Source organism: Chromatium okenii (assembly GCF_002958735.1).
GTDB classification, from domain to species: domain Bacteria; phylum Pseudomonadota; class Gammaproteobacteria; order Chromatiales; family Chromatiaceae; genus Chromatium; species Chromatium okenii_A.
This window is the reverse complement of the sequence record NZ_PPGH01000038.1, coordinates 124,694-140,862: the sequence shown is the minus strand read 5'-3', so window position 1 is coordinate 140,862 and position 16,169 is coordinate 124,694. Positions and strand designations below refer to the sequence as shown.

General features: G+C 53.7%; 18 protein-coding genes and 2 pseudogenes. 6 read left to right on the top strand and 14 right to left on the bottom strand.

Annotated elements, in window-relative coordinates; all coding sequences use genetic code 11:
• Positions 1-47: 47 nt before the first annotated feature.
• Positions 48-335, bottom strand: a complete 288-nt coding sequence (locus CXB77_RS17765) for a co-chaperone GroES (protein ID WP_105074927.1) — start codon at positions 333-335, stop codon at positions 48-50.
• A gap of 106 nt (positions 336-441) precedes the next feature.
• Between CXB77_RS17765 and rlmD the strand changes: the two genes are divergently transcribed.
• Entirely contained in the window at positions 442-1,845 is a 1,404-nt protein-coding gene (gene rlmD / locus CXB77_RS17760) for a 23S rRNA (uracil(1939)-C(5))-methyltransferase RlmD (RefSeq protein WP_105074926.1), read from the top strand.
• Positions 1,845-2,333: a CYTH domain-containing protein gene (locus CXB77_RS17755; protein WP_105074925.1), complete on the top strand. Its 489-nt coding sequence runs from the start codon at positions 1,845-1,847 to the stop codon at positions 2,331-2,333. The genes rlmD and CXB77_RS17755 overlap by 1 nt, the downstream gene beginning before the upstream one ends.
• Here CXB77_RS17755 and CXB77_RS24855 read toward each other — a convergent pair.
• From CXB77_RS24855 to CXB77_RS17740, 5 genes and pseudogenes are all read right to left on the bottom strand, one after another.
• Entirely contained in the window at positions 2,301-2,456 is a 156-nt protein-coding gene (locus tag CXB77_RS24855; RefSeq protein ID WP_431520764.1) for a DUF2442 domain-containing protein, read from the bottom strand. The genes CXB77_RS17755 and CXB77_RS24855 overlap by 33 nt on opposite strands.
• Entirely contained in the window at positions 2,422-2,586 is a 165-nt protein-coding gene (locus tag CXB77_RS19985) for a hypothetical protein (protein WP_172452738.1), read from the bottom strand. The genes CXB77_RS24855 and CXB77_RS19985 overlap by 35 nt, the downstream gene beginning before the upstream one ends.
• Before the next feature lie 30 nt (positions 2,587-2,616).
• Complete coding sequence (locus tag CXB77_RS17750) at positions 2,617-2,859, bottom strand: DUF4160 domain-containing protein (protein ID WP_105074924.1); 243 nt, start codon at positions 2,857-2,859, stop codon at positions 2,617-2,619.
• 68 nt (positions 2,860-2,927) lie between these two features.
• On the bottom strand, positions 2,928-4,469 hold the full coding sequence (locus CXB77_RS17745; protein ID WP_242445847.1) for an AmpG family muropeptide MFS transporter: 1,542 nt from the start codon (positions 4,467-4,469) through the stop codon (positions 2,928-2,930).
• 2 nt (positions 4,470-4,471) lie between these two features.
• Positions 4,472-6,369, bottom strand: a pseudogene (locus CXB77_RS17740) (ATP-binding cassette domain-containing protein).
• 336 nt (positions 6,370-6,705) lie between these two features.
• On the opposite strand from CXB77_RS17740, the pseudogene CXB77_RS17735 reads away from it, so the two are divergent.
• From CXB77_RS17735 to CXB77_RS17725, 3 genes and pseudogenes are all read left to right on the top strand, one after another.
• A pseudogene (locus tag CXB77_RS17735) lies at positions 6,706-7,412 on the top strand (Crp/Fnr family transcriptional regulator).
• A gap of 33 nt (positions 7,413-7,445) precedes the next feature.
• Positions 7,446-8,405: a DUF4340 domain-containing protein gene (locus tag CXB77_RS17730; protein ID WP_105074923.1), complete on the top strand. Its 960-nt coding sequence runs from the start codon at positions 7,446-7,448 to the stop codon at positions 8,403-8,405.
• Positions 8,392-8,625: a FeoC-like transcriptional regulator gene (locus CXB77_RS17725; RefSeq protein ID WP_105073029.1), complete on the top strand. Its 234-nt coding sequence runs from the start codon at positions 8,392-8,394 to the stop codon at positions 8,623-8,625. Before CXB77_RS17730 ends, CXB77_RS17725 begins: the two co-directional genes overlap by 14 nt.
• Here CXB77_RS17725 and CXB77_RS17720 read toward each other — a convergent pair.
• The 3 genes from CXB77_RS17720 to CXB77_RS17710 all read right to left on the bottom strand — a co-directional run bounded on the left by CXB77_RS17720 (position 8,622) and on the right by CXB77_RS17710 (position 11,861).
• Positions 8,622-8,918, bottom strand: coding sequence for an FmdB family zinc ribbon protein (locus CXB77_RS17720; protein ID WP_105074922.1), 297 nt, complete (start codon positions 8,916-8,918; stop codon positions 8,622-8,624). The genes CXB77_RS17725 and CXB77_RS17720 overlap by 4 nt on opposite strands.
• Positions 8,919-8,963: 45 nt before the next feature.
• On the bottom strand, positions 8,964-10,463 hold the full coding sequence (gene trpE / locus CXB77_RS17715; protein WP_105074921.1) for an anthranilate synthase component I: 1,500 nt from the start codon (positions 10,461-10,463) through the stop codon (positions 8,964-8,966).
• 162 nt (positions 10,464-10,625) lie between these two features.
• Positions 10,626-11,861 carry a DUF1015 domain-containing protein gene (locus CXB77_RS17710; protein ID WP_105074920.1) on the bottom strand — a complete coding sequence of 412 codons (1,236 nt, stop codon included), beginning with the start codon at positions 11,859-11,861 and terminating at the stop codon, positions 10,626-10,628.
• 102 nt (positions 11,862-11,963) lie between these two features.
• Here CXB77_RS17710 and CXB77_RS17705 point away from each other — a divergent pair, with 102 nt between their 5' ends.
• Complete coding sequence (locus tag CXB77_RS17705) at positions 11,964-12,287, top strand: sel1 repeat family protein (protein ID WP_105074919.1); 324 nt, start codon at positions 11,964-11,966, stop codon at positions 12,285-12,287.
• Positions 12,288-12,336: 49 nt separating this feature from the next.
• Here CXB77_RS17705 and CXB77_RS17700 read toward each other — a convergent pair whose 3' ends face one another.
• The 5 genes from CXB77_RS17700 to CXB77_RS17680 form a co-directional block, all read right to left on the bottom strand.
• Positions 12,337-12,642 carry a nucleotidyltransferase domain-containing protein gene (locus CXB77_RS17700; RefSeq protein ID WP_105074918.1) on the bottom strand — a complete coding sequence of 102 codons (306 nt, stop codon included), beginning with the start codon at positions 12,640-12,642 and terminating at the stop codon, positions 12,337-12,339.
• A complete protein-coding gene (locus CXB77_RS17695; protein WP_105074917.1) occupies positions 12,642-13,061 on the bottom strand; it encodes a nucleotidyltransferase substrate binding protein in 420 nt (139 codons plus the stop codon). The genes CXB77_RS17700 and CXB77_RS17695 overlap by 1 nt, the downstream gene beginning before the upstream one ends.
• Entirely contained in the window at positions 13,058-13,513 is a 456-nt protein-coding gene (gene nudB, locus CXB77_RS17690; protein WP_105074916.1) for a dihydroneopterin triphosphate diphosphatase, read from the bottom strand. The genes CXB77_RS17695 and nudB overlap by 4 nt, the downstream gene beginning before the upstream one ends.
• Complete coding sequence (aspS, locus tag CXB77_RS17685; protein WP_105074915.1) at positions 13,510-15,288, bottom strand: aspartate--tRNA ligase; 1,779 nt, start codon at positions 15,286-15,288, stop codon at positions 13,510-13,512. Before aspS ends, nudB begins: the two co-directional genes overlap by 4 nt.
• An 83-nt stretch (positions 15,289-15,371) precedes the next feature.
• On the bottom strand, positions 15,372-16,169 hold the full coding sequence (locus tag CXB77_RS17680; protein WP_197711107.1) for a YkgJ family cysteine cluster protein: 798 nt from the start codon (positions 16,167-16,169) through the stop codon (positions 15,372-15,374).

Below are 16,169 nucleotides of genomic sequence, written 5' to 3'. Positions count from 1 at the left end.
TTCTCGATAAAAAGGTAATTAAAATGGATGATCGGCTGGCGCTGGCGCTATTCGACGATGCCCATGATGTCGTCTTCGCGCATCACCAGCAGTTTTTCATCCGCCAATTTGATTTCAGTGCCGGAATACTTGCCGAACAGGACGCGGTCACCGACCTTGACATCCAGCGAACGGACACTGCCGTCATCCAGCAATTTGCCGTTGCCGACCGCGACGACTTCACCCTGAATCGGCTTCTCAGCAGCGGAATCAGGAATCACGATGCCACCAGCGGAAGTACGTTCTTCTTCACTGCGGCGAACAACAACACGGTCATGGAGTGGACGAAGGTTCATAGTTCAGAAGCTCCTTTACAGCGGTTTAGGATGTGAAAAAATCAGTTGCCGGGTGTGTTAGCACTCAGCCTTATAGAGTGCTAACAATGTAAGGCAAAAACGCCGCTTGTCAAGCCGCCGCCCAGTCAGGAAAGATGCAGGTTATCCGTTACCGTTCGCCGCCACTGACCGACGTTGTTATGACCAGAAAACGCAAGCAACCCCAATTGAACTCGTCGAAGCCGAGATTGAAACGCTCACCCACGAAGGGCGCGGACTCACGCACATCGACGGCAAAACCGTCTTTGTTGACGGCGCACTCGCTGGCGAACGGGTGCGGTTTCGTTACACCCGCATTCAACGCCGTTTCGATGAAGCCACGGTGATTGACGTGCTCCGTGCTGCGCCGGATCGCGTTGCGCCCAAATGTCCGCATTTCGGCATTTGTGGCGGCTGCAGCCTGCAACATCTGGACGCGACCGCGCAGATTCAGGTGAAACAAGCCAGTCTCGCCGACGTGTTCAGTCGCATCGGTAAGGTCGCGCCAGCACGCTGGCTGGAGCCGCTGGTCGCCAATCACTGGGGTTATCGCCGCAAAGCACGGCTCGGTGTGCGGCATGTCCTCAAAAAAGGGCGGACGCTGGTCGGGTTTCGAGAGCGCAACGCCGGCTATCTCGCGGATTTGACCCGCTGCGAAGTGCTGCATCCCAGCGTCGGCGAACGGCTGCTGGCGCTCGGCGCACTGATTGACGGTCTGAGCATCCGCGAGCACCTGCCGCAAATTGAAGTAGCCATCGGCGACGGCCCGACAGTGCTGGTGCTGCGCATCATGCAGCCACTGAACGCGGCGGATATTGAAACGCTGCTGGCATTTGCCGAGCGCGAGAATGTGCATTTTTACGTTCAGGATGGCGGTGTCGAAACGATTCGCCCGCTGCCCGATCAAGCGGTTGATTTGCATTACAAATTGCCGCAACACGCGCTGCGTCTGGATTTTGAGCCGCACGATTTCACGCAAGTCAATTTGGAACTGAACCGGCTGATGGTGGAACGAGCGCTGGCGCTGCTCGACGTGCAACCCGATGAATCGGTACTGGATTTGTTTTGCGGGCTGGGCAATTTCACGCTGCCGCTGGCGCAGCAAGCGCAGCGCGTGATTGGCGTTGAAGGCGACGCGGGACTGGTGGCGCGAGCGCAGACCAACGCGCAGCGCAACGGCATCACCAATGCCCAATTTTATTCCGCCAATCTCGACGGCGATCTCGATCAACAGCCGTGGCTGCGCGAACATTTCAGCGTCGCGCTGCTCGATCCGCCGCGCAGTGGCGCGTTGGCGGTGCTCGATGCGCTGCCGCGTCTCGGCGTGGAGCGGCTGCTGTATGTGTCGTGCAATCCGGCGACGCTGGCGCGGGATGCCGATCATTTGGTTAATCAATTGGGTTATGAATTGCAGGCAGCGGGCGTGATGGATATGTTTCCGCACACCGCGCACGTTGAATCAATGGCGTTATTTGCGCGGTGTGGGAAATAATGGGTATTGAAATTGAACGCAAGTTTTTGGTTTGCAATGACAATTGGCGCTCGGCAGTCATTAGCGAACAGCGATTAGTTCAGGGTTATTTAATTCACGATCCGCGCTTAACGGTGCGGGTGCGTATTCAAGGCGATGCAGCGCAATTGACGATTAAAGGCGCAACCAGCGGAATTAGTCGCTCAGAATTTGAATATCCCAATTCCAATTGCCGATGCGGAGGCGCTATTGCACGAATTAGCCAGCACCCGTTAATTGATAAAACGCGGTATCAGGTGCGCTGCGCAGAATCAATCTGGGAAGTGGACGTATTCGCTGGCGCGAATGCCGGATTGATTTTGGCAGAAATTGAATTGCCGACAGAAGATGCAGCGTTTACTCAACCAGAATGGCTGGACGCGGAGGTTTCAGATGATTCGCGCTATTACAATGTTAATCTTGCCGCGCAGCCATTTTCATGCTGGGCGGCAATTGAGGCGACTAAATAATATGTAGCGTTTTGCGGGATGAGACTTGATTTCTCGATATAATGTGTCAGGCGCTATATCAAGTCCATTTGGCCAAACTAATACACCATCAATAACCTGTGCTCTCGCCAACCAGTTGTTCATCGTGTAACGCAGTAAAAACACCAGTGCAATAGGTTGGATCAATGACGAGCGTACCCATTAACCCATCTTGAAATTTGATTGCTAATTCATTGACTGCTACCGAGTGAACTGCAACGACATCCCAATACATTGATGCCTCCAGTTTATTTTAGTGGAGCAATTAGTTGTGGCTGATGATTGGCGCGACAGAGTTCCCAATTTTCACTAATTCAGCCTGATGCAATTCAGTCCAATCGAGAACTAATTGCGTTGCCCGTCGTGGTAAAGTGCCTTCACAAACAGTTAGCGCGTAAATGTCAATCGTTGCTTTATATTCACCGTAGGTGGCATGAAAATGTGGTGGCGCATGTTCGTCCCAGAACATTTGAATCAATATCCCATAAAACATGCTAATCGTCGGCATCAGTCAACTCCGTTATTCAATTGTTTCAACCAAAGCAAAATCGCTCTACTCTCTATTTTGTTGCATAGTCAATCAATCCCATCCCGAATTGCCAGCCATTGTCCCGCCAGCCACACCAAACCAATCACCGGAATTCCGATCAACGTGGTTAATAGAAAAAAGCTGGGATAACCGACATTTTCGACAATGGAACCGAATAACCGCCGAGTAGTTTGGGCAATAGCGTCATCAATGAACTGAAGATTGCGTATTGTACGGCAGTGAATGAAACATTGGTTAAACTGGATAAAAAAGCAATGAATACGGCGCTGGCAAATCCCGCCGCAAGATTGTCCGCACTCACGGCAAAATACAGCAACCAATTGCGCTCCGGTTTGCGTGAATACGACAAAAATCAGATTGGTGGCTGCCGAAACCACTGCGCCGAGTAACAGCATTCGCATCACGCCGTAACGGGTCGCCAGCAAACCTCCGAGAACGCCGCCGATGATGCTCACGACCACGCCGAACGTTTGCACTGCCGTCGCAATTTGCGGTTTGGTGAAGCCAAGGTCTTGATAAAACACGTTGGTCATCACGCCCAGCACGATGTCGGAAATGCGATACAAACCAATCAGCGCCAGCAGCAGCGCCGCCGTTTTTAAGCCGTATCGCTGAAAAAAATCGCGCACCGGCGCAATCCAAGTGTCTTCCAGCATCAGCCGATTGACCGCGCCAACGCGCACCAACAGCCAGCCGGTCAACACTGCGCCAGCCAGCGCCAGCCCAAAATGCAGCAATTCCAATAACAAACTGGTCAATGCGCCGCTGCCAGCAGCGAGTTTGGCGGCGGTAAATGGCGCAGCAGTCAGAAAAAAACGGTCGCAAATGCTGCCGCAGTCAGGAGAAACACTGCCAGCAGTCGCAGATAATCGGTCGGCGGCGGGATGCGTGGCGGCGCGTTCCACTGTTGGCTCACGAATCAGCAGCGTGGTAATGAGTCCGACCAGCACCGTCGTTGCCATTAACAAATAGGTCGTGCGCCATGCGGCGTAATTGTAAGCACCTAATTCAGAACCGAAAATGCTGGCCAGCGTCAACGCGCCAGCGCCAGCAACCACCATTCCGGTGCGATACCCAGCGATGTACACCGATGACAGCAGCGCCTGCAATCGCGGCGGCGCAGATTCAATCCGATAAGCGTCGATCACGATGTCCTGCGTCGCTGCGGAAAAACCCAGCAATACGGCAGCAGTTGCCATTTTCGTGAGGTTGTCTGCGCCACCAGCGGGATCAATCAGCGCCATCAAAATAATCGCGGTGACAATCGCCAATTGCGCGATCAACAGCCAAGCGCGGCGACGTCCCAGCTGGCGCGTCAACATCGGCACGGGCAGGCGATCAATCAGCGGCGCCCACACGAATTTGAAGGAATAGCCAAGCGCCGCCCAACTGAAAAAAGTCACGGCGTCGCGCTCAACGCCCGCTTCGCGCAGCCACAGCGATAATGAGGAAAAAATCAGCAGCAGCGGAATCCCTGCGGCAAAACCGAGAAATAACATGCTGATCACGCGAGGATTTTTGAATTCGCGCCCGGCTTGTCGCCAGCTTTCGGGAAGTTGCAATGTCATGTTCAACGCCGCGCTTCCAATTGTTCCCAGCGGTCGTAAGCCACCGCGAGCAGCGTTTCGACCTCGGCTAAACGGGTATTCACGGCAGCGGCAACATTGCCCTCGGCGCGATAAAACGCCGGATCAGCGAGCTGGGCATGAAGCGCGGTTTGTTCCTGCTCCAACGTTTCAATCTGCGCGGGAAGTGCAGCGAGTTCGCGGGTTTCTTTGTAACTGAGTTTTGCTGAAATCCCCCCTGCCCCCCTTTTTCTAAGGTGGGAGATGAGGAAAGCCCCCCTTTGGAAAAGGGGGGTTGGGGGGATTTGTCAACCCGCTGGCGCAGCCAATCCTCATAACCGCCAACATAATCATTGACTTGCCCGTCGCCTTCAAACACCAGTGTGCTGGTGACGACGTTATCCAGCATGGCGCGATCATGGCTAACCAACAGCAGCGTCCCGCAAATTGCACCAGCAGCTCCTCCAGCAATTCGAGCGTTTCGGTATCCAGATCGTTGGTCGGCTCATCGAGCACCAGTAGATTCGCTGGGCGCGTGAATAATTTCGCCAATAACAAACGGTTGCGCTCGCCACCCGACAAGGCTTTGACCGGCTGCCGCGCCCGTTCCGGCGTAAACAGAAAATCTTTCAAATACGACAGCACATGCCGACTCGCGCCGTCGATGTCGATGTGATCGCTGCCGCCCGCAACGTTGTCTTGGACGCTTTTTTCCAAATCGAGCTGCGCCCGCAGTTGATCGAAATACGCAATTTGCACCTTGGTTCCGCGCCGCATCGTGCCGGTTTGCGGTTCCAAATCGCCGAGCAGCAGCCGCAGCAGCGTACTTTTGCCGACGCCATTCGGCCGATGATGCCGATCTTGTCGCCGCGCAAAATCAACGTGCTGAAATTGCGGATGACCGGCGTGTCGCCCCAGCCGTAACTGATGGTTTCGGCTTCGACGACCAACTTGCCAGAACGCTCGTTATCGGTGACGCGCAATCGCGCATTGCCCAGCTGCTCGCGGCGTTCCCTGCGTTGTTCGCGCAACGCTTTTAGCGCCCGCACGCGACCTTCATTGCGGGTGCGCCGCGCTTTGATGCCCTGCGAATCCACACTTCTTCTTCTGCCAATTTGCGATCGAACTGCTCGGCAGCCATTGCTTCGGCGTGTAATCGCTCCTCGCGGCGACGCAAATAATTGGCGTAATCGCCAGGCCAATCAGTCAGTTGTCCGCGATCCAGTTCGAGAATCCGCGTGGCGACGCGCTGCAAAAAGCGCCGGTCGTGGGTGACAAACAGCAGTGCGCCGGAAAAATCCAATAGAAAATTTTCAAGCCAATCAATGGATTCGATGTCGAGATGATTGGTCGGTTCGTCGAGCAGCAGCACATCGGGCGCAGTCACCAGTGCCTGCGCCAGCAATGCGCGTCGTTTGCGTCCGCCAGAGAGCGATGAAAACAACGCATCGGCATCCAAACCCAGCCGCGCAATCACCTGTTCAATTCGGCGTTCAATTTCCCAGCCATTGCCATCTTCAAGCTGCTGCTGAATGTGCGCGAGACGGGCGAGCGTCGCAGGACTCGCGTCGGCGGTGAGGTGGTGCGAGAGCTGAAAATACTCTTGCACCAGCGCACTGAGTTCGCCCAAACCGGCAGCGACGAGATTGAACACGCTCAAATCCTGTTGCGCAGACGGAATATCTTGCGCGAGTTTGGCGATGGTGACGCCCTGCACGATGCGCAGTTGACCGCCGTCGGCTTGCACTTCGCCGGCGATAATTTTGAGCAAGGTTGATTTGCCCGTGCCGTTGCGCCCGATCAAGCACACCCGTTCGCCACGGGTGATGGTGAAACTGACTGCATCCAATAGCGGTGGTAAACCATAAGACAGCGTTATGGCATCGAGACTCAACAGGGTCATCGTGTGGTTCCTAAATGAAAGTAGGAGTGACGTAGTTGAAAAAAGTTGTCAGTTATCGGTTGTCAGTGACCACGTTGTTTTTACTGACAACTGACAACTTTTTTCAACTACGTCACTCCTAGAAAGATGAAAACAGTCGTCAATGGGCAGATTTGCGATTTATCAATTGCCGGATAATAATCGGTTAAAGACTCGTTTTAGCGGGCATGGTGCATCTGAAATGACGATTAACTGCGCATAACATAATGAATTAACATATTTTTTAAGCATGATGACGGCGGCGTTGGTCGTCCCGTACATTACTTTTCTCAACTGAATGGGATTGTCTGAATTCTGATGGCTAAAAGTCTCACTCTTCGGGATGCTTGTTCTGGTGAAACGAATTGCCAGAATTGTGTACTGCGCACTTCGGCGCTGTTTGCGGGATTGAAACAGCCTGATCTTGAACGCATCCATGATCCAATTGACCAGTTTACGCTCAAGCCGGGCGCGAGCCTGTACCGCACTGGTGATGCCGGTGATTATCTATTTACGGTGCGGGCTGGGACGCTGAAATTGGTGCAATACCTGCCTGATGGCAATCAGCGCATTGTCCGCATTGTCCGCACCAGCGATGTGCTGGGTTGGAGGCGATTCTGGAACAGACGTATCAGCACGATGCAGTGGCGCTGCATCTCACGGAAATCTGTCGCTATTCGGCGCGGCTAGTGCGTGATCTGGGGCGAGAAACTCCTGAGTTGCACCATGAGCTGATGACGCGCTGGCAGCGGGCATTGGCAGAAGCAGATGCGTGGTTGACCGAACTCTCCACTGGCGCAGCGCGGGCGCGGATTGCGCGGTTGGTGTTACGATTGGTTTTTAATTCAACTACTTGCGAATGTCATTTATTCAGCCGCGAGGATATGGGCGCGATGCTGGGCGTGACCACCGAAACCACGAGCCGCACCATTGCCGAATTCAAACGCCAGAATTTATTGGTGGAAATAACGCCCAATCGCTTTGTGGTTGATCTGCCGAATCTGCGCCGGATTGCCGAGGATTAGTCGCTACTGGTCACGTTATGGAGTCACGATTTAATGAAACCGCTAAACACCACGGCTGATGAATTGAACTGGAGTGCTGATTTACGCTCGCCGTTGGTGCTGGCGCTCATGCTGTTGCTAGCAGTGCAATTGACGCTGGCGTTGGGTTTGCGCCTGACTGCGCCGGAAGTAACGGCGTTTGCGCCAACGACGCCGCTGTTGTCATTTAACCCTGCCGCAGTAACGCGCATTCGTATCGACAACGCAGGTGGCGCAGCGGCAGTCACGCTTCAACGTGGCGCAGCAGGCAGTTGGGTGATCGTCGAATGGGGTGATTTTCCGGCTGCGCCAGCGAAGGTGAAGCAGTTGCTGGCGACATTGGCAGAGCTGAAACGTCCGTTGCCAGTGGCGAGCACTGCGGCAGCGTTGGCGCGATTCAAATTGACGGCGCAGGGTTATGAACGGCGCGTGACGTTGGAAGATGATGCTGGCGCAGTGGCAACGTTATTAATTGGAGATGCGCCGGGATTTCGGCGGCTGTTGGCGCGACCAGCAACGGATGCCGCAGTGTACGAGTTGACGCTGGCGCTGTCTGACGTGTCGAATCGGCGCGAGGATTGGTTTGATTCGACGCTGCTGCAAGTGCCGCTGGCGCAATTGGTACGGATCGAAAGTACGGATTGGACGCTGGTGAAAGACGGAGCGGGCTGGCGTTTTGATGGCAACGCAGCGACGGTGAATCAGGAACAAGCCAAATCACTGGTGACGCACTTGGCGAATCTCACTTATCGCAAGGTGCTGACGGCAGACGATTTCGCTGATGAAACGCAGTCATCGCGCCAGTTCACGCTGACGCTGGCGGATGGTCGCAAACGGGTTTATCGGTTATCGCAATTGAAAGACAGCGCAGATTACGTGCTGCGTGATGGCGAACATCCGTGGCGGTTTCAGCTTTCAACTTATGACGTTGGCGATCTGCTGGCGCTGGAGGTGAAGAACAATGCTGATTTCTGAACTTTTGCGCTATTTACACGACAACCAACGCGCTGCGCTGCGCGATCTAGCCAGTCATTTCGACATCGAACCAGAAGCATTGCGCGGAATGTTGGAACTGTTAGAACGACGCGGAAGAGTACGCAAATTGCCAGCAAATACGCCCTGCGCGGGCGGTTGCTGTAGCTGCGATCCAGCATCAATTGAGATTTATGAGTGGATCGCAGCAGAACAGAATTAAGCGGCTGGCTTCGGCGGTGTTGGCGCAGCAGCTGGCGCAGTGCTGGCGCTCTCAGTTTTCGCCGGAGCAGTAGCAGTTTTATCGCCGCTGTCGTGAAGATTTTTCTGGTTGTTCTTTTTGAAATCCGTTTCATACCAACCGCCGCCTTTGAGCCGAAAACCGGCAGCAGACAGTTGTTTTTTCAATGTGGGCTGGCCACAGATCGGACAATCAATCAATAGCGGATCGCTGATTTTTTGAATCTTTTCCAGCGCCTCGCCACAGTTTTCACAACGGTATTCATAAATCGGCATAGTGTGTATCCAGATAAGCCTTAAAGCATTAAAAGTGCTATCAATTTAGACCTTTTTTAATCCACAGCCGTAACGATCAATTCCGACTTCAGCCGCAGTCACAGCGCGGAAAATTGCCCGTCCTTTATTCAACGTTTCCTGCCATTCTGATTCCGGCACTGAATCCGCAACAATTCCAGCGCCCGCTTGAATATGCAGCATTCCGTTTTGAATAACCGCAGTACGAATGGCAATTGCCGTATCCATATTACCATTCCATGCTAAATAACCGACTGCGCCGGAATAAATACCGCGTTTAACCGGCTCCAATTCGTCGATGATTTCCATTGCGCGAATTTTCGGTGCACCAGACACTGTTCCTGCCGGAAAAGTTGCTCGCAATACGTCAATTGCAGTCATTCCATCTTTTAATGTGCCAATCACATTAGACACAATGTGCATGACGTGTGAATAGCGTTCAACGATCATTTTATCAGTCAACCGCACACTACCAATTTCTGCGACGCGCCCAGTGTCATTGCGCCCCAAATCAATCAGCATTAAATGCTCGGCGCGTTCTTTTGGATCGGCAAGCAATTCCGCTTCGAGCACCTGATCTTCCGCCTCGGTATGACCGCGCCGCCGCGTCCCAGCAATCGGACGCACCGTGACGATGCCATCTTCCAAGCGCGTCAAAATTTCCGGCGATGAACCGACGATTTGAAAGCCGCCGAGATCGAGAAAATACATATATGGCGAGGGGTTAAGTCCGCGCAGCGCCCGATATAAATCCAACGGTGCAGCAGTAAACGGAATGGACAGCCGCTGCGACAGTACGACCTGCATACAATCACCGGCGCTGATGTATTCCTTAATTTTATCAACTGCTTGTTTGAATCCATCCTCCGTAAAACCGGAGATAAAATCCGCTTCATGGACATCGCGGGCGTTGGCGCTGGGTTGGTGCGGCACTGCTTCGCGCATTCGAGCGGTTAATTCTGCCAATCGCGCCTCGCCAGCCTCCAGCGTATCGCCAGCCGTCGGATCAAGATGCACGATGATGTGCAGCCGTCCGCTCAGGTTGTCGAACACTACCACTTCATCGGACACCATCAGCAAAATATCTGGATTTTCAAGCAGATCGGGATTCGGACACTGCGCCAATTTCGGTTCGATGTAGCGAATGGTGTCGTAGCCGAAATAGCCCACCAGCCCGCCGGTGAAGCGCGGCAAACCCGCGACTTCGGCAACTTGAAACTGCTGCTGATAAGCATCAATCCACGCCAGCGGATCGGACGCAATAATGGTGTTAATTACTTGCCCATCGCGTTCAATCTGAATGGTGGTGCCATGAATCCGAATTAACGTCCGGCACGGTAAACCAATGATTGAATAGCGCCCCCATTTCTCACCACCTTGCACCGATTCAAATAAATACGAATACGGCGCAGCAGCGAGTTTGAGATAAACGCTCAATGGCGTATCGAGATCAGCGAGTATTTCGCAAGCAACGGGAATGCGGTTGTAGCCTTGTGCAGAAAGTGCTTGAAACGTTTTGGGGGTCATGGCGTGATTCCTAAATAGCGATGCTGGCGCATGAATTTAATTAAACAGTGGGTAGTGATCCTGTCAGTAGGGTGATAATTTCTTAATCCTTTATAAATAAAGGATAAAAGTCTTTACAACCCTATTGATGAGGTCATTACCACTTTATGAATAAAGTTGGATTTAATCCAACACCAGCGACACCAAACCATCCGCCAATTTCGGCTCAAACCACGTCGATTTTGGCGGCATCACTTCACCTGCATCTGCCACCGCCATCAAATCCGACATTCCGGTTGGATGCAGCGCAAACGCCACTGCCATTTCACCGGAATCAACCCGCTTCACCAGCGCCTCCAAACCACGAATTCCGCCAATAAAATCAATGCGATCATCGCGGCGCGGGTCGTGAATGCCAAACAATGGCGCAATCACGTTGTCTTGCAGCAGACTGACATCGAGCCGCGCTACCGGATCGTCGTGGGGAATTCGCGCTGGGTCGAGCGTCAACCGATACCAATGCCCAGCCAGATACATTCCGAACTCGGTCGGACGCGCCGGTTTAACTGGCGTGGCGCTGCCTTCGATGGCAAACGCGACTGACAAATGATTCATCAAACCGTCAACTGTCATCCCGTGTAAGTCTTTGATGACGCGGTTGTAATCGAGAATCTGCATCTGGTCGTGCGGGAAAATCACTGCCAGAAAACCCTGATGCGCAGTCGCTTCAACCGGATTCGCGGCGCGTCGCGCTGCTGCAACTCGTGATGCAGCAGCGGAACGATGATGACCGTCAGCAACGTAAAGTGCTTCAAGTGCGTCGAATGCAGCGGTTAATTGCGCGATCTGCGCGGCATCGCTGATCGTCCACAATTCATGGCGCACTCCGTCAGCAGCAGTCACGTCCACTTCAGCGGCGGTGGCGCTAATCGCGGCGAGCACGTCATCAATTGCAGCAGTGGCGCGATAGACTAAAAAAACCGGCCCGGTTTGCGCATTTAATGCTTCGATTTGGCGGACGCGATCATCTTCTTTTACTGGGCGCGTGAACTCATGCTTTTTAATGCGGTCGGCGTCATAGGCCGCGACCGAGGCGCTGGCGACCAAACCCGTTTGCTGATGTGTGCCCATCGTCAAGCGATAGACGTAATAACACGGCGCGGAATCGCGGATCAGTACACCTTCCGCCAGCATCGTTTGCAGATTTTCCTGCGCCTTCGCGTACACCGTTGGGCTATACGGATCAATGCCTTCCGGTAAATCCACTTCCGGGCGCGAAATGTGCAGAAAACTCCACGGGCGACCTTCCACCATGCGCCGCGCTTCGGCAGCATTCATCACGTCATAGGGCGGCGCGGCGATGTCAGCGGCGCGACCGGGCGCAGGACGTAAACCAGCAAAGGGTTCAATCAGGGACATAAAAAGCCTCTCGAATCGGTGGTAATAAAGAAATTTGATCGCAGTTTAAACAATCGGCTGGCGCGATAAACCAGAGCATTCACATTAAATACGGAACATGCCATGAGCAATAGCAATTATCTTAAAGATTTAGTGTTATTTCGTAATGATCCCAGCAAAGTTGCACCGATTCGTGCTGCTGCTGAACGTGGCGAAATCAATGCGCAATATGCAATGGGTTTAATTTGCGCTGAAGGGCGCGGCGTTAGCATTGATTTAGCACAAGCACATTATTGGCTCTCGCTGGCAATTGACCAAGGTGATCGTGACGCAGTGCGTTTGCGCGAAGTGGTCGGTTGTCAGATGAATGATGCAGAATATCATGCAGCAAAACGGCTATACGCAGCCGGCGTTTTGCATTTCCCAGAATCGACACAACAGCATTAAATCAACTTGACTTCAGTTTGAAAAATAGCGGTTTGAACATGCAAGACGGTTATTCGCGTTCATAAAAGACCATCCCAACCCGGTGAATATGCTCACGCAGCGCCGGGTTTTCGATAGTCTCAAATAACGATAAATCAACAGTATGAGGAATATCTGAATCATCCAATGCCCAAGCAATTGCTGACAGCGTGTCATAATCCAATGCATCTCCCAACAGCGTTAAATCAATATCTGAACCGTTGTGATAATTGCCTTTAGCGCGAGAACCATAAATCACCGCCTTTTGCACTGCGGGATATTGGTTCAGAATTGTGCGCACCACTGCACAGACGTTTGCTGATAAACCAAATTCCATTACTGTTCCTCAGTCATCCGCGCTAAAAAATACTGATAAAGCTCTGCAAATTCAGGGTAAAAGCGCGGAAAAATCGCCGCATAAATCCGCTCGGCAATGGCGCGATCATAGGCATGAGAAGTGAGATTTCTGGATTGAATCATCTCCATCCACAGCTCGCCATTTGTAATGATCTTACGCTTAAATGCTTCTCGTGTGGTATCACGCGAACCAATTAAACCAACATGCCCCTGAAATTCAAGATAATCCTTTATCAGATTCCAAGCCAGCTCGTGCGTGTATTCAAATCCTTGAATCACGCCCTGCTTTTCTAATTTGCTGAGTGGTCTATTTTCTGCCAGTTCTCGGCTTTCTTTCAGTTCGTTCAAAGCCTTGCTATAGTTATCAAACCGTTGTTTCCAACGAATATCCTGATTCATTGCGTTGCCACCATTTCAATCGCATGCCGATTACTCCATGAGCCAGTTAATTGCGCAGCGGCCGCTGCCGGCAGCCAGCGATATTCTAAATGTTCCCGCGCACTGAGTTGAATGGTTCGCCGTTCATTTAATATCAGCGCAAACCAGTATTCACGATTAAACCGGACGTTTGGCGCATAACGACTGCGCCACACCGGAATAATCGGAAATAACACTGAATGCCGCAAATCAATTAACCCGCCGCCAACGCGTAAACCAGTTTCTTCATACACTTCTCGCGCTGCGGCTAAACGCGGCAATTCACCGCGCTCTAAACTGCCCGTTACCGATTGCCAAAATCCCGCCGGGCGCACTCGCCGCAGCAGCAAAAATTCGCCGCTGCGGGTGCAAATCACCACGAGCACTGATTGAGCGCGTTTGAACTTTGGCACGGTAAGCGGCGCGTCGTTCAAGCGCGAGTCCGCAGCCGCAGCGCCAGCTCTTTCAACTGCGCTTCGTCCACTGCCGACGGCGCATCCGTCAACAAACAGGCAGCCGTTTGGGTTTTCGGGAACGCCATCACGTCGCGGATTGAAGTCGCGCCGGTCATCAACATCACCAGCCGATCCAGCCCAAACGCCATGCCGCCGTGCGGAGGGCAGCCAAACTTCAATGCTTTCAATAAGAAACCAAAACGGTCTTCCGCCTGTTCCTCGCTGATCGCCAGCAGTTTGAAAACCTGTTGCTGCATCGCGGCGCTGTGAATACGAATGGAACCGCCGCCGATTTCCGTGCCATTCAAAACCATGTCGTAAGCCCGCGACAGACACGCGCCCGGATCGCGCTCCAATTGATCAATTTGATCGACCTTCGGCGCAGTGAACGGATGATGCAGCGCGACCCAGCGTTGATTGGCGGGATCGTGTTCAAACATCGGGAAATCAGTCACCCACAGCGGCTGCCAGCCCTCGCTCATCAAGCCGCGCTCTTGCCCCAGCTTGACCCGCAACGCGCCGATGGATTCGTTGACGACGTTGGTTTTATCTGCGCCAAAGAAAATCAAATCGCCGTCCACTGCGCCCGTGCGTTCCATGATGCCGGCGAGCGCCGCGTCGGGCAGATTCTTGACAATCGGCGATTGCAACCCGTCGCGCCCTTTCTCCGCCCAAGCGTTGACCTTGATATATGCCAGCCCTTTTGCGCCGTAAATGCCGACAAATTGGGTGTAAGCGTCGATTTCTTTGCGGGTTAATTCGCCGCCCTTCGGTAAACGCAGCGCGACCACGCGCCCATTCGGGTCTTTGGCTGGCGCGGCAAAAACTTGAAAATCAACGTCTTGCATTAAATCCGCTAGATCAATCAATTCCAGCGGCACACGCAAATCGGGACGATCCGAACCAAAGCGGCGCATCGCCTCCTGATAGGTTAAACGCGGCAGCGGATCGGGCAACGTCACGCCGAGCACGTCGCAAAACAGCTCGCGGATCATCGTCTCCATCAGCGTCATCAGCGCGTCTTCGTCCATAAACGAAACTTCGATGTCGAGCTGGGTAAATTCGGGCTGGCGATCAGCGCGGAGGTCTTCATCGCGGAAACAGCGAGCGACCTGATAATAGCGATCCATGCCCGCCATCATCAGTAACTGCTTGAATAATTGGGGCGATTGCGGCAGCGCGAAGAATTCGCCGGGATGGGTGCGGCTGGGCACGAGATAATCCCGCGCACCTTCGGGCGTCGATTTGGTGAGAATCGGCGTCTCAATATCCAGAAAACCGTTGCGATCCAAATAGTTGCGCATCTGCTGCGTCACTTGCGCCCGCGTCCGCAGCCGGTTTTGCATTTCGGGACGCCGCAAATCGAGATACCGATAACGCAGCCGCAGCTCTTCCGACGCATCGGCAGCGTGTGTATCTAATTGAATTGGCGGCGTTTCCGAGCTGTTGAGCACTTCCAACTCCAGCCCCAGAATTTCAATCGCGCCGGTCGGCAACTCGGCGTTGACGGTGCCAGCCGGACGCGGGCGCACCGTGCCGGTGATTTTCAACACATATTCGCTGCGCACTTGCTCGGCGCGGTGAAAGACCTCGGCGCGGTCGGGATCAAACACGATCTGCACCAAACCTTCGCGGTCGCGCAAATCAATAAAAATCACGCCACCGTGATCGCGGCGGCGCTGCACCCAGCCGCATAACACGACCGTTTGTGCGTCGTGGCTGGCGGTTAATTCTCCACAATAATGCGTGCGCATTGCTAACTTACTCGCTGTATTCATTAGAAAAGTGATACCGGCGCTACTCCGCCGGACGGGTAAAAAATTGAGCATTCGCTCGGTCAAGGCGGATCGGCGTTGGTAAACCACGCCAATTCTGCCGCCGCCTCTTGGTAATAACGGTGATAGATCGCCAGCGTGGGATCGGCGGCGGTGCGCTCGGCAAAGGCGCAGAGCACTGGATGCTGGGCTTGGGCAAACGTGACGGGATCAAACGCTTTGTGCCAGCGCAGCAACGACGCAAAACCCACGATAAACCGTCCTGCTGCTGGGTTCTGCGCCGCTTTCAGCAACTGCGCCAGCACCGTTGGATAGTGTTTCAACGTGGTGTCTGCGTAGGTGCGCAACATCGGCGCTTGAGCAACTAACGCGGCACGTTCGGCATCAAAATCGCTGCGATCAACGATTTTGCGCTGCTGATACACCAGCGGCGCAGTCGCCGAAATGTCGCATTGCCAACCTTTGCGCGGCAGCAGCAAATCGGCTTGGTCCGAGGCGCGGCGATACGGATAAAACGGCATGGTGCGACACCGCAGCGGTTTTTCTGCCTGAATGGCGCAGCGGTTATCCGGCGAGAGCGCCGGACAGGGAAATGACGGCGGCAGATATGCGGTCGGCGCAATCAAAACGGCAACCCGTTTACGTTTCGCAATCTGCACCACCGTGCCCAATTGCGCAGTCAAATCAAAGGCGCGACTCACTTCCGGCACTGGCGTCCACACCAGCGCCAGCGGAAAACGTCCGGCATTCGCAAACGCATCCGCCACTGTCAACGGCAGCCAACCGTGACAACATTTGCCGCAGCCGGTGCAGGCAAAATGCTGTTCTGACGCTGGCGCAGTCGAACGTTGCACTTTCAC